This is a genomic window from Mycobacterium sp. pW045 (assembly GCF_041287085.1).
GTDB classification, from domain to species: Bacteria; Actinomycetota; Actinomycetes; order Mycobacteriales; family Mycobacteriaceae; genus Mycobacterium; species Mycobacterium algericum_A.
The window spans coordinates 216,847-229,621 of record NZ_JBGGKU010000008.1 but is presented as its reverse complement, the minus strand read 5'-3'; the positions used below and the strand labels follow the sequence as shown (position 1 = coordinate 229,621).

Sequence of the window (12,775 nt, the reverse complement as noted above, 5' to 3'; positions counted from 1 at the left end):
CGTCACCCGCGGCCGCCCAAAGAAAAAATCCGAACCCTAAACGAGGGTTCGGACTATTCCGATGTCCTGAGACATCACAGTGGAGCCGATGACGGGAATCGAACCCGCGTTCTCAGCTTGGGAAGCTGATGTTCTGCCATTGAACTACATCGGCATTGCTGCGCTAGCAGGCTAGCACCTGCGGCTCGACCGGCAGCCAACGATCGCGCCGAGCGTGCGGAATCGTCGGCGGAACCGCCGACAAGCCGATCAAACCGCACTGTCGGCGCTGCGGGCGATGCGCCAGCCGAGCGGATACGCTCGTCCGGTGCTGCTCTCCGATCGTGATCTGCGGGCCGAGATCGCCGCCGGCCGGCTGGCCATCGACCCCTTCGACGACGCCCTGGTCCAGCCGTCCAGCGTGGACGTCCGCCTCGACAATCTGTTCCGGGTGTTCAACAACACCCGCTACACCCACATCGATCCCGCCCAGCAGCAGGACGAGCTGACCACGCTGGTCGAACCCAAACCCGGCGAGCCGTTCGTGCTGCACCCCGGCGAGTTCGTGCTGGGCTCCACCCTGGAGTGCTGCACGCTGCCCGACGATCTGGCCGGCCGACTCGAGGGCAAGTCGAGCCTGGGCCGCCTCGGGCTGCTGACCCACTCCACCGCGGGATTCATCGATCCGGGCTTCTCCGGACACATCACCTTGGAGCTGTCCAATGTGGCGAATCTGCCGATCACGTTGTGGCCGGGTATGAAGATCGGCCAGCTGTGTCTGCTGCGGCTGACGAGTCCGGCGGAGCACCCATACGGCAGTACGCGAGTAGGGTCGAAATATCAGGGCCAGCGCGGGCCGACGCCGTCCCGCTCGTACCAGAACTTCATCCAGTCCGGTTAGCCCTTCGGCTGTGCCAACCGGCGCGCGGCTGCGATGAAGCCGGTATCGGCTGGCCCTGCGGGGGTACGGCCCTCAGTACTGGCCGATCAGCAGTGGGTGGAGGTTAGCTGTGGACATCGTTCTCGGGGTCTCGGTGGCCCCCTCGACCGTCCGCATGGTCCTGGTGGAAGGCGAAGGTGCCGACGGGGTCACGGTGGAGCACGACGACTTCGACGTCGGCGCCGACACCCAGAGCGCCCCGGAGCGGGTGGTCTCGGCGATCCTGGGCACCCGCGAAGGTGCTCGTGAGGGCGGCTACCAGCTCAGTTCGACCGGTGTGACCTGGAGCGACCCGGCCGAAGCCACCGCGCTGCGCGAGGCCCTGATCGGGCACAAGGTCGAGAACGTGATGCTGGTGTCGGCGTTCCTGGCCGCCGCCGCGCTGGCTCAGGCGGTGGGCAGCGCGACCCGCTACGCCCGTACCGCCCTGCTGTTCGTCGAGCCCGACGCCGCCACCCTGGCGGTGGTCAACTCCGATGACGGCGAGATCACCGAGGTCCACCGGCAGCCACTGTCGCCCGACGACGACAGCGCGGTCGGCGAGTTGACCGAACTGGTAGCCGGCGCGCAACGGCTGGAGTCGCGTCCCGACGGGCTGTTCGTGGTGGGGTCGGGCGGCGTCAATGTCGCGATGATCAAACCGGAGCTGGACAAGGCCAGCCCGCTGCCGGTCAGCGCGCCCGAGGAACCCGACATGGCGTTGGCCCGTGGTGCGGCGCTGGCCAGTGCGCACGCCCCGCTGTTCGTGTCCTCCACCCGAGCGGTGGCCTGGGCGCAGGACCCCGGCACCGGCTCACTGGATCCGGCGGTGGTCAGTTCCGGGTACGCCTACATCCCCGCCGAGTCGGTCGACTACAACGCCACCGCCGACATCGAGCCGCTGGCCTACAGCGCGCTCCCGGACTACACCGACAGCGGCTATCTTCCCTCGGCCGCCCAGCGCGTCGTCGACCAGCCGGAGCTCGTCGACTCCCGGCTGCTGGACTTCAGCACCGGAATGCAGCAGCGCGAACGCAAACCGATGCTGGTCACCGGCGGCGTCGCGGCGTTGTTCGTGGTCGGGGTGCTGGCGTTGGCGGTAGCGCTGGCGGTGGGCATGCGGGCGGCCAACCACCACGGTCCCGACGTGCGCGCCAACGTCGTCACCCAGAAGCCGTCGCCGCCCAAGGCCGCCGTCCCGCCGCCGGCCCCGGCGCCCTCGGCGCCGCCCGTGCCGGCCGCAGAACCGGCCCCCCCGAAGGCACCGGCCCCCGCTCCGGCGCCGGCCCCGCGAGCGCCGGCACCCCAGCCCGTGGCGCCGCCACCACCGGCGTTGCCGCCGCCACCGGCCGCGCCACCGCCGATCATCCCGAAACTGGAGATTCCCGGGCTCCCCGGTGGTCCGCCGATACTGGGCCCGCCCCGAGGCGGCTGGGGTCCCGGCAAAGGCCACGGCAAGGGCCCCGGCCGCGGTGGCCGCGGTGGTGGTGGTGGGATCCCGATCCCCATCCCGATTCCGGGCCTCCACTTCTGAGGTGGGGATTTATCTCGCAAACCGATAAGATGGGCTAATCAATCGGCGGCCGAAGGGGAGGAGGTGCAGTGGACATCGTGCTCGGCGTGTCGGCGGCGCCGCCGTCGGTGCGCATGGTCCTCGTCGAGGGAGAAAACGCCGGTGGCGTCACCGTCGACGAGGACGGCTTCGAGGTCGACACCGCGGGCGCGGCATTCCCCGACCAGGTGGTGTCGGCCATCCTGGGCACCCAGGAGAGCGCGCAGCAGGGCGGCTACCGGTTGGCGTCGACGGGGGTGACCGTCGCCGATCAGCGGCAGGCCGGGCAGCTGCGCGACGCCCTGGCCGACCGCCGGGTCGAGAACGTGATGCTGGTGTCGGCCTTCCTGGCGGCGGCCGCGCTGGCCCAGACGGTGGGCGGAACGATCGGCTACGAGCGGACCGCACTGATGTTCATCGAACCCCAGGGTGCGACGCTGGCGGTCGTCGACTCGACGGACGGCTCGATCACCGAAGTAAGCCGCGTGGCGCTGCCGTCCGACGACGACGCGGCGCTCGCCGAGCTGACCGCCCTGGCCGCCCGGGCCGGTCGGCTCGAGTCCCGGCCCGAGGGGCTGTTCGTGGTCGGATCTGGCGTCAATGTCGGCCTGGTCAAGCCCGAGCTGGACGCGGTCAGCGCGATCCCGGTCAGTGTTCCCGAGGAGCCGGACACGGCGCTGGCACGGGGAGCGGCGCTGGCCAGCGCTCATGCCCCGCTGTTCGACTCGTCGACGTCGGCGCTGGCCTGGGCCCGCGACCCGGGGACCGGCGTGATCGACCCGGAGCTGGTCGCGCTGGCCTACGCCCAGCAGGCCGACTACGACGCCACGATCGGGGAGTATGCGCTGGCCTACAGCGCGATCCCCGACGATGCCGACAGCGGCTACCTGGCCTTCGGCGATGCGGAAAGTACCGCGAACGTCATCGCCGCCGACTATCACCCGCCGAGTGCCGGCGTGCGGCGTGCCGATGAGCTCGAGCCGGCTCAGCGCCGCAACCCGTTCCTGCTGGCCGGTAGCGGCCTCGCGGCTTTCTTCGTCGTCGGGGTTGCCTCCTTGCTCGTGGCGCTGGCGGTCAGTATCCGGCCGACCGCATCCGAGCATCCCGCGCCGAGCCAACACATCGTCGTACCGACCCAGCAGGCGCCGGCACCGGTTCCCGAGGTGGCGCCCAAGGTGCCGCCGGCAGCTCCGGTACCGGCGGCCCCGGCACCGGCGGCCCCGGCACCGCCCGTTGCGGCGGCCCCCGCGGCGCCCGCGCCGATGCCCGCAGCTCCGGCGCCGGCCCCGGCCCCGGCCGCGCCGGCTCCGGCGGCCCCTGCGCCGATACCGATCCCGGTGCCCATCCAGGTGCCGGCCCCGCGGGTCGAGATTCCGTCGCCGGCGGCCCCGGCCCCGAAGCAGCCGGAGTTGCCGCCGATCTTCAAGCCGCCCGCCCAGAATCCCCCGAAGAACGACAATCCGTCGTGGCTACCCGGGAACAACGGGGGCGGCAACAAGAAGGACAACCCGTCGTGGCTGCCGGGCAACAACGGGGGCGGCAACCCGTCGTGGCTGCCGGGCGATAACGGCGGCGGCAACAAGGGCGGCAACCCGTCACCGTGGCTGCCCGGGGTCGGCACCAACGGCGGCGGCAACAACCCCTGGCTGCCGGGTCTGGGTGGCGGTGGCAGCGGCGTTCGCGGCGGCGGTGGCGGCTCGTGGTTCCCCGACTTCGGTGGCGGGGGTAAAGGTGGTGGCGGCGGCAAGGGCGGCTGGCCCTTCTGAGCGCCCCGATAATCCACTAGCCTGACGGCGTGGATTACGCCGCAGCATTGCTCGATGAGACCCGCGCTTTCGGCGAGCTGGTCCGCGCCGGTGATCCCGGGCTGGCGGTCCCGACCTGCCCGGAGTGGAATCTGACCCAGCTGTTCCGCCATGTCGGGCGGGGCCATCGGTGGGCCGCGCAGATCGTCGCCGACCGATTGGACCACGCACTGGATCCCCGTGACGTCGTCGACGGTAAGCCGCCGGCGGAACCCGACGCGGCCATCGGCTGGCTGAACGACGGCGCCCAACGGGTGCTGGACGCGGTCGCGCAGGTCGGCCCCGACCACCCGGCCTGGACGTTCCTCGGGCCGCGACCGGCGTCCTGGTGGGTGCGCCGCCGGCTGCACGAGGCGACGGTGCACCGGGCCGACGCCGCACTGGCGCTGGGCGGCGATTTCGCCCTGCCGGCGGAGTTGGCCGCCGACGGCATCTCCGAGTTTCTCGACCTGATCACGGTACGCGCCGGGCGCGACGGGCAACCGCCGCTGGCCGACGGCCAGACCGTGCACCTGCATGCCACCGATGACGGACTGGGACAGGCGGGCGAGTGGACCATCAGCCGGTCTGCCGACACCGCCGCGCTCGTCTGGTCGCATGAGCACGGCAAGGGGTCGGTGGCATTGCGGGGTCCGGCCCGCGACCTCTTTGTGGCGATCATGAGCCGGGTTCCGGTGGCCGACACCGACATCGTGGTATTCGGCGACGCGACGGTGTGGCAGGAGTGGGTCGAGCACACCGCCTTCTGAGGGCGATCCGGCACGGTAGTTTGCAGGGCATGAGCACATCGGAGATCGCAACCGTCCTCGCCTGGCATGACGCTTTGGCCGCCGGCGACCTCGACACCTTGGAGCAGTTGTCCAGCGACGGCATCGAGGTGGCCGACGCGAACGGCGCCGCGCAAGGCCATCAGGCGTTGCGGCGATGGGCAGCCGAAGCCGAGATCACCGCCGGCATCGGCCGGATGTATGTGCACGGCGGCGTCGTGGTGGCCGAATTGACCCCCGTCGGCGCCGGGTCCGCCCAGGCGGTCGCGTTCCGGGTGGTGCGCGATCAGGTGGCGGCGGTGTTCCGTCACGACGGCCTGGATGCGGCGCTGGCCGCCACGGATCTCACCGAGGCCGACCGGGTCGACTGAGCCTGCGCTGATGGCGGTTAGGCTCGACGGCATGCGCGGGATCATCCTGGCCGGTGGCTCGGGCACCCGCTTGTATCCGATCACGATGGGCGTCAGCAAGCAGTTGCTGCCGGTCTATGACAAACCGCTGGTCTACTACCCGCTGTGCACCTTGATGCTGGCTGGTATCCGCGACATCCAGGTGATCACCACCGGCCACGACGCGGCGGCGTTTCATCGATTACTCGGTGACGGAAGCGCATTCGGGGTCGACATCAGCTACGCAGTCCAGGACCAGCCCGACGGGCTGGCGCGGGCGTTCGTCATCGGCGCCGACCACATCGGCGCCGAGTCGGTCGCGCTGGTGTTGGGGGACAACATCTTCTACGGTCCCGGCCTCGGCACCAGCCTGCGTCGGCACCAAGCTGTCTCGGGTGCTGTCATTTTCGCCTACTGGATGGCCGATCCGTCAGCCTATGGCGTGATCGAGTTCGATGCCGACGGGACGGCGGTGTCGGTGGAGGAGAAACCGGCGACCCCCAAATCCCACTACGCGATACCGGGCCTGTACTTCTACGACAACGACGTCGTCGAGATCGCCAGGGGCCTAAAGCCTTCGGCGCGTGGCGAATACGAGATCACCGACATCAACCAGGCCTACCTCGAGCAGGGCCGGCTCAGTGTCCAGGCGCTGGCCCGCGGCACCGCCTGGCTGGATACCGGGACGTTCGACTCGCTGCTGGACGCCGGCGACTACGTGCGCACCATCGAGCGTCGCCAGGGACTCAAGATCGGCATTCCCGAGGAGGTGGCCTGGCGGATGGGGTTCATCGACGACGACCAGCTCGCTACCCGAGCCGATGCGCTGCGCAAGTCCGGGTACGGCGATTACCTGTCGGGGTTGTTGGAGCGCCGGTGACAGCAGGCTGCGCCAGCCAGCAGCGGTGAACACCTTTCAAGAAGGCGGCGGCAGTGGTAGAACAACCCGCATGAGGAACACCAGCCGGGTTGCGGCGGCCAGTGCCACGGTGGTCCTGGGGTTTGTTGCGCTGGGCGCGGCAGGGGTGGCACAGGCCGAGCCGCGCTACCACTGGTGCCCCGGCGAGCAGTGGAGCGGGTGGATGGGCTTCAACTGGAACACGAACTACTGCCACGACAACCACTATCTCGACAACGTTCCGCACGACCCGGAACATTGGCAGAACGGCGGCACTTACGATCCGGGCTGGCCACCGCCGCCGCAACCGCCCTATTACAGCCGGTAGCCCGCCAAGAAGTTGCCCAGCCGTTCGATGGCGCCGGACAACTCACGGGCCCACGGCAGCGTCACGATGCGCAGATGGTCCGGCGCGGGCCAGTTGAACCCGGTTCCCTGAGTCACCAGGATCTTCTCCTGCAGCAGCAGATCCAAGACCAGTTGCTCGTCGTCCTGGATCGGGTAGACCTCGGGGTCGAGTCGCGGGAACGCATAGAGCGCACCCCTCGGCTTGACGCAGGAGACGCCGGGAATCTCATTGAGCTTGCTCCAGGCCACGTCACGTTGTTCGAGCAGTCGACCGCCCGGCAGTACCAGATCATCAATGCTCTGATGGCCGCCCAATGCCACCTGAATGGCATGCTGTGCCGGCACATTCGGGCACAGCCGCATGTTGGCGAGCAGATTGATGCCCTCCAGGAAACTGGTCGCGTGCTCCTTGGGGCCGGTGATCGCCACCCAGCCGGCCCGGTAACCGGCCACCCGGTAGGCCTTCGACAACCCGTTGAAGGTCAGGCACAGCAGATCCGGCGCCAGGGCGGCCATATTCGTGTGCTCGGCGTCGTCGTAGAGGATCTTGTCGTAGATCTCGTCGGCCAGCAGCAGGAGTTGATGCTTGCGGGCCAACTCGGCGATCTGGCTGAGCACCTCCCGCCCGTAGACGGCGCCGGTCGGGTTGTTCGGGTTGATCACCACCAGCGCCTTGGTCCGCTCGGTGATCTTCGATTCCATGTCGGCGATGTCGGGCTGCCAACCCTGAGTCTCGTCGCACAGATAGTGCACCGGCGTCCCACCGGCCAGCGACGTCGATGCCGTCCACAGCGGATAGTCCGGAGCCGGGATCAGCACCTGATCGCCGTTGTCCAGCAGTGCCTGCAGCACCATGCTGATCAGCTCGGAGACCCCGTTGCCCAGATACACGTCGTCGACGTCGAAGCGGGGGAACCCCTCGACCAGTTCGTAGCGGGTGACCACCGCGCGCCGCGCCGGCAGGATGCCCTGCGAATCCGAATACCCCTGTGCGTCCGGCAACGCCTGGATCATGTCGCGCATGATCACGTCGGGCGCCTCGAACCCGAACGGCGCCGGGTTGCCGATGTTGAGCTTGAGGATGCGGTGCCCCTCGGCCTCCATCCGGGCGGCCTGGGCATGGATCGGACCGCGGATCTCGTAGAGAACGTCCTGCAGTTTGGTCGACTGCGCGAACGTCCGCTGCCGCAGCTGGCTGCCGACGGCAGGCCAGGGCATCTGGTGAGGCAACTGGTGAGCGGTCACGTCGACAATGGTCCCATAGCTGTCCAATCAAAATTTGCCCGAGAAACAAGTTGGGGCCGTATGTGCACCCACACGGCCCCAACTTGTTATCTCAGCGTTTGCCCGGCGGTCGTGCTCCGCGCTGGATTCCCAGGCCCTTCACGGCGGGCTGTTCGTTGGGGGCCTCCGCCGGGGCGGCGGCCTCCGGAGCCGCCGCGGGCTCGGTGGCCGATGAGGCCGGCTCCTCAGCGGCCGATGCGGGCTCGGCGGCCGCAGCGGCCGGTTCCGCAGCTGCCGGGGTTGCCGCGGCGGGCTTCTTGGCGCCCGGCTTGCGGGCACCGGCCGCCATACCCAGGCCCTTGACCGGTGCCGCGGGTTCGGCCGGCGCTTCGGGTGCCGCCGGTTCCGCGGGCGCGGCAGCGGTGGTCGCTTCCGGGGCGGCCGGAGCCGCCTTCTTGGCGCCCGGACGCCTGGCCCCACCGGCCATCCCCAGCCCCTTCGCCGGGGCTGCTGGAGCAGCGGGTGCCGCGGTGTCTGCCCCCGTGGCCGCCGGTGCCGCTGTGGCCTCGGCGGCCGGCGCGGCAGTCTTCTTGGCTCCCGGGCGCTTGGCCCCGCCGGCCATCCCCAGCCCCTTGGCCGGGGCCGCGGTCTTGGCCGCTGCTGCCGGAGCCGCGGCGGGTTTCTCCGCCGTCGCGGTGGCCGCGGCAGCAGGTGCCGGCGCCTCCTTCTTCGGCGCCGTCTTGACGCTCGCAGCGGCCGCCGCCGCAGCGGTGCCCTTCTCCGGCAACGTCACCCCGGACATGTCCAGCGAGTCCAGCAGCAGCTGGGCGATGTCACGTACGTCCACGCCGGAACGCCCGGAGGCCTCGATCCGGTCGTCGAGGCCGTCACTGATCATCACCCGGCAGAACGGGCAGGCGGTGGCGATGGTCGTGGCTCCGGTGGCCAGCGCCTCGTCCACGCGGTCGTGGTTCACCCGCTTGCCGATGTGCTCTTCCATCCACATCCGGGCGCCGCCGGCGCCGCAACAGAACGAGCGATCGCGGTTACGCGGCATCTCGACCAGATTGGCTCCCGCGGCGGTGACGAGCTCGCGCGGCGGCTCGTACACCTTGTTGTGGCGGCCCAGGAAGCACGGGTCGTGGTAGGTGACATCACGCGACATCGGCGTGACCGGTATCAGCCTCCGGTCCCGGACCAGCCGGTTGAGCACCTGGCTGTGGTGCAGCACCGTGTACTCGCTGCCCAACTGCGGGTATTCCCGCGAGATCGTGTTGAAGCAGTGCGGACAGCTGGCGATGATCTTGCGGTCTGGTCTCTCCAGGCCGTCGAACAACTCGTTGAGCGTCTCGACGTTCTGGGTTGCCAACTGCTGGAACAGGAACTCGTTGCCGGATCGCCGCGCCGGGTCACCGGTGCAGGTCTCGCCGGTGCCCAGCACCAGGAACTTCACCCCGGCGGCCGCCAGCAGTTCGGCGGTCGCCTTGGTGGTCTTCTTGGCGCGGTCCTCATAGGCGCCCGCGCAGCCCACCCAGAACAGGTACTCGAAGCCGTCGAAACTGTCGACGTCCTGGCCGTAAACCGGGATGTCGAAGTTGAGTTCGTCGATCCAGGCGGTGCGCTCGCTGGCGTTCTGCCCCCAGGGGTTGCCCTTGTTCTCCAGGTTCTTGAACAGCACGGCCAGCTCGGACGGGAACTCCGACTCCACCAACACCTGGTAGCGGCGCATGTCCAGGATGTGGTCGATGTGCTCGATGTCCACCGGGCACTGCTCGACGCAGGCGCCGCAGTTGGTGCACGACCACAACACGTCCGGGTCGATCACGCCGCCCTGTTCGGCGGTGCCGACCAGCGGGCGGGTGGCCTGCTCCGGGCCGGAGCCACCGATGCGCTCGAAGCCCTTCTCCGGCACATGGTGACCGGCCAGCGGTTTGGCGTCGGCCAGGTCGATGTCCATGTCCGGCGCGTCCTTGGTGCCGAGCAGGTAGGGCGCCTTGGCCATCCAGTGGTCACGCAGGTCCATGATCAACAACTTGGGGCTCAGCGGCTTGCCGGTGTTCCACGCCGGGCACTGCGACTGGCAGCGGCCACACTCGGTACAGGTGGCGAAGTCGAGCATGCCCTTCCAGGAGAAGTCCTCGATCTTGCCGCGGCCGAAGACCGCGTCCTCCGGCGGGTCGTCGAAGTTCAGCGCCTCGCCCTCGTACTCGATCGGCAGTAGCGGGCCCAGCCCGTCGGGCAACCGCTTGAAGGTGACGTTGATCGGGGCCAGGAAGATGTGCAGGTGCTTGGAGTGCAGCACGATGATCAGGAACGCCAGCGCCACACCGATGTGCAGCAGCAGCGAGACGGTCTCGATGGTCTCGTTCGCGGCGAGCCCCAACGGCTCCATGATCTTGCCCATCAGCTGCGACAGGTAGGCGCCGTTGCCGTAGGGCAGGCTGCCGGTGTTGACCGCGGCGCCGCGCAGCAGCAGGAAGGTCCACACCACGTTGAGGATCATGACCAGGATCAGCCAAGCGCCACCGTTGTGCGAGCCGTAGAACCTCGATTCCCGGCCCATCTCGCGCGGATTGCGGATGATGCGGATGATCATGAACGCGAAGATCGACAGCGTGACCGCGGTGATGAAGAAGTCCTGCAGGAAGCCCAGCGCATCCCACTGGCCGATGACCGGGATGGCGAAGTCGTGCTTGAACAGCTGACCGTAGGCCTCGATGTAGACGGTCAGCAGCACGATGAACGCCCACATGGTGAAGAAGTGCGCGATGCCCGGAATCGACCACTTCAGCAGCTTGGCCTGGCCGGCGACCTCACGGACCTGGGTCCACACCCGGGCACCGACGTCGGACACCCGTTCGGCGCCGACCTTCTGGCCGGACATGACCAGCTTGTACAGCCAGAACACCCGGCGTACGGCGAGAACTGCGACGAGCGCTGTCATGGACAGCCCGACGACCAGCCTGATCATCATCTGGACATTCTCGGTCACGGAGCGCCTCTCTCATCCAGAAGTTACCAGCCAGTAGCTTAGCTGAAGTTACTGATGGGTAACTTACCGTCTATCTTGCGCAATACCTGCTCAAGCGCTGCTTGATGCTCGCCCATAGTGCCACCCCGTTCTCGTGCAGCGCGACGCAGGCTGGCCTAACTGTATCGGTTTGCGACTGTTCGGAAGGGTTTTCGCGGCGTGGCAGCGCTATTGACCATCCGCCCCGACAGTGGTGGTCGGCGGCGCTGCGGTCGTGGTCGGGGGCTGGGTGGTGGTGGGCTGGGTGGTCGTCGGCGCAGTCGTGGTCGGCGCAGTCGTCGTGGGTTCGGTGGTCGTGGTCGGGGGTTCGGTGGTGCTGGTAGCCGGCGGTTCGGTGGTGGTGGTGGTGGTAGCCGGTGGCGGTGCCTCTTCCTGACCGGTGGGCGCCGGGGCGATCGGATTCGGGGCGGTCGACCCGACCGGGGGCGCCACGGTGGAGGTGACCGATGTCGTCGCCGGCGTGGTGTCGCCGGAGTCCTTGTTCACCAGCCGGACCATGCTCCACACCAGCGCGGCGATCAGCAGGGCGGTGAGCACACCCCAGCCGATGAGCGCGAGCGGCCTCAGGTACCAGGGGGCCGGCGGCGGTTCGGGCCAGCCGGGCTGCGCTCCGGTGGGCTCACGGTACTCGCTGTAGTAACCGGCCGGCTCGTCATACCTGTCGGCCCCGCGGTAGTCGTAGTCGGCCATCCGGGTCGGTTCGTCGTTGGGGTCGTCCGGCGTTCGTTCCACGCACACCGATGGTAGGTGCTGCTGCTGACGAAACCCCGCGTCGGCGGCTGACGACTCGCTGTGCCGTCTAGCGGGTGGCGCGGCGTCGCGCGACGAGCCCGAACACCGCCCGCCAGCCGAGCAGGAACACGGCGGTCACCGTCGACGCGACCGCGACGAACGACCACGCCACGCCCGTAGCGGTCGCCGCCCGCAACGCCATGCCGGCCAGCACCGTCGAGATCCAGACGATCACCCCGGTCGGGACGACGGCGGTCGGCCTGCGCCAGCCGCGGGATATCAGCCAGCCCAGCACCGTACCGCTCAGAAACGGCCAGGCCGTGGTTGCCAGGCCGCTGATATCGAGGCCCTCGTCGTGACTGCGGCGCCCCAGCGCGCAGAACACCAGGACGGCCACCACGTCGATACCGAGCCAGGCCGGATCACGCTGCGGTCGCATGCGGCGAGAGTACCGAGCCGGCCTACCGGTACGGCGGGATGGTGATCACCGTCGGCAGCTCGGGAACTTTGGGCACCGGCGGGATGGTGATCACCGACGGCAGCGACGGCAGGCGCGGCCGGTGACGATGCGTCTCGCTGGGCGCCGGGGGTTGCCGCGGCGGGGATTGTTGGGGTGGCGCCTGCCGAGGCGGGGGCGGCGCAGCGGTGGTGCTCGACGCGCTCGGCGGGGTACTGGTCGGACTGGTCGTGCTGGTCGGACTCGTCGTGCCGGTGGTGGTGCTCGAGGAGCTGCTCGCCGGCGCGGTACCGCCGTCCCCCGGTCCGCGGCTGGTCAGCTGGACGATGCCCCAGATCACCAGCGCGAGCATCAGCAGAATGAGTCCGAACCAGGCGGTCAGCACCGATCGTCGGCGAAACCAGGGGGTGGGCGCCGAGGCGGCGAAGTCCGCGGTGTCCGGATCGCCGGGAAGTTGCTGTTCGATCGGGGTGTAGGCGGGGTTGTACTGGGTCGGCGCATTGCCGGGCTGGTAGCCCGGGTCGCCGGGGTGGTGCCTGGGGCCGGCGGGGCCGAACGGCGCCGGCTGCGGCCCGGGCGGCTGCGGCCCGCGTTGCCCGTACTGGGTGGATCGGGTTGGGTCGTCCCCGGGTGTGCCGGAGCCGGGTGAAGATCCGAAGCGCGCCATTCCAGCG

The 12,775-nt window shown here is 69.3% G+C and carries 12 protein-coding genes and 1 tRNA gene; 7 read left to right on the top strand and 6 right to left on the bottom strand.

From position 1 onward, the window contains the following. Positions 1–80: 80 nt before the first annotated feature. A tRNA-Gly gene (locus ACAG20_RS15075) sits at positions 81–154 on the bottom strand. 153 nt (positions 155–307) lie between these two features. On the opposite strand from ACAG20_RS15075, the gene dcd reads away from it, so the two are divergent. The 7 genes from dcd (at position 308) to ACAG20_RS15040 (ending at position 6,637) form a co-directional block, all read left to right on the top strand. Further along, on the top strand, positions 308–880 hold the full coding sequence (gene dcd, locus ACAG20_RS15070) for a dCTP deaminase (RefSeq protein WP_112689088.1): 573 nt from the start codon (positions 308–310) through the stop codon (positions 878–880). Positions 881–989: 109 nt separating this feature from the next. Then, positions 990–2,432 carry a hypothetical protein gene (locus ACAG20_RS15065; protein ID WP_370493118.1) on the top strand — a complete coding sequence of 481 codons (1,443 nt, stop codon included), beginning with the start codon at positions 990–992 and terminating at the stop codon, positions 2,430–2,432. A gap of 68 nt (positions 2,433–2,500) precedes the next feature. Then, complete coding sequence (locus ACAG20_RS15060; RefSeq protein ID WP_370493117.1) at positions 2,501–4,216, top strand: hypothetical protein; 1,716 nt, start codon at positions 2,501–2,503, stop codon at positions 4,214–4,216. Between the two features lie 29 nt (positions 4,217–4,245). Then, positions 4,246–5,004, top strand: coding sequence for a maleylpyruvate isomerase family mycothiol-dependent enzyme (locus tag ACAG20_RS15055; RefSeq protein ID WP_370493116.1), 759 nt, complete (start codon positions 4,246–4,248; stop codon positions 5,002–5,004). Positions 5,005–5,033: 29 nt separating this feature from the next. Beyond that, positions 5,034–5,393: a nuclear transport factor 2 family protein gene (locus ACAG20_RS15050; RefSeq protein ID WP_112689351.1), complete on the top strand. Its 360-nt coding sequence runs from the start codon at positions 5,034–5,036 to the stop codon at positions 5,391–5,393. Between the two features lie 31 nt (positions 5,394–5,424). Then, on the top strand, positions 5,425–6,291 hold the full coding sequence (gene rfbA / locus ACAG20_RS15045) for a glucose-1-phosphate thymidylyltransferase RfbA (protein ID WP_112689349.1): 867 nt from the start codon (positions 5,425–5,427) through the stop codon (positions 6,289–6,291). 70 nt (positions 6,292–6,361) lie between these two features. Then, the gene (locus ACAG20_RS15040) at positions 6,362–6,637 is read left to right on the top strand and encodes a hypothetical protein (protein ID WP_370493115.1); all 276 of its coding nucleotides are present in this window, start codon (positions 6,362–6,364) and stop codon (positions 6,635–6,637) included. On the opposite strand, the gene ACAG20_RS15035 is transcribed toward ACAG20_RS15040, so the two are convergent. The 5 genes from ACAG20_RS15035 to ACAG20_RS15015 form a co-directional block, all read right to left on the bottom strand. Beyond that, a complete protein-coding gene (locus tag ACAG20_RS15035) occupies positions 6,625–7,929 on the bottom strand; it encodes a pyridoxal phosphate-dependent aminotransferase (RefSeq protein WP_112689347.1) in 1,305 nt (434 codons plus the stop codon). The genes ACAG20_RS15040 and ACAG20_RS15035 overlap by 13 nt on opposite strands. 64 nt (positions 7,930–7,993) lie before the next feature. After that, entirely contained in the window at positions 7,994–10,855 is a 2,862-nt protein-coding gene (locus tag ACAG20_RS15030) for a (Fe-S)-binding protein (RefSeq protein ID WP_370493133.1), read from the bottom strand. A gap of 225 nt (positions 10,856–11,080) precedes the next feature. After that, positions 11,081–11,644 (bottom strand): hypothetical protein, encoded by a 564-nt coding sequence (locus ACAG20_RS15025; RefSeq protein WP_370493114.1) that lies wholly within the window; start codon positions 11,642–11,644, stop codon positions 11,081–11,083. 67 nt (positions 11,645–11,711) lie between these two features. Next, positions 11,712–12,083: a DUF3054 domain-containing protein gene (locus ACAG20_RS15020; RefSeq protein ID WP_370493113.1), complete on the bottom strand. Its 372-nt coding sequence runs from the start codon at positions 12,081–12,083 to the stop codon at positions 11,712–11,714. 22 nt (positions 12,084–12,105) lie between these two features. Further along, complete coding sequence (locus ACAG20_RS15015; protein WP_370493112.1) at positions 12,106–12,768, bottom strand: hypothetical protein; 663 nt, start codon at positions 12,766–12,768, stop codon at positions 12,106–12,108. Positions 12,769–12,775: the final 7 nt, after the last annotated feature.

Excerpts from the sequence above, each read along its gene's own strand:
- ACAG20_RS15015 (WP_370493112.1), bottom strand. The coding sequence starts at position 12,768 with ATGGCGCGCTTCGGATCTTCACCCGGCTCCGGCACACCCGGGGACGAC.
- ACAG20_RS15050 (WP_112689351.1), top strand. The coding sequence starts at position 5,034 with ATGAGCACATCGGAGATCGCAACCGTCCTCGCCTGGCATGACGCTTTG.
- ACAG20_RS15020 (WP_370493113.1), bottom strand. The coding sequence starts at position 12,083 with ATGCGACCGCAGCGTGATCCGGCCTGGCTCGGTATCGACGTGGTGGCC.
- ACAG20_RS15040 (WP_370493115.1), top strand. The coding sequence starts at position 6,362 with ATGAGGAACACCAGCCGGGTTGCGGCGGCCAGTGCCACGGTGGTCCTG.
- ACAG20_RS15030 (WP_370493133.1), bottom strand. The coding sequence starts at position 10,855 with ATGATGATCAGGCTGGTCGTCGGGCTGTCCATGACAGCGCTCGTCGCA.
- rfbA (WP_112689349.1), top strand. The coding sequence starts at position 5,425 with ATGCGCGGGATCATCCTGGCCGGTGGCTCGGGCACCCGCTTGTATCCG.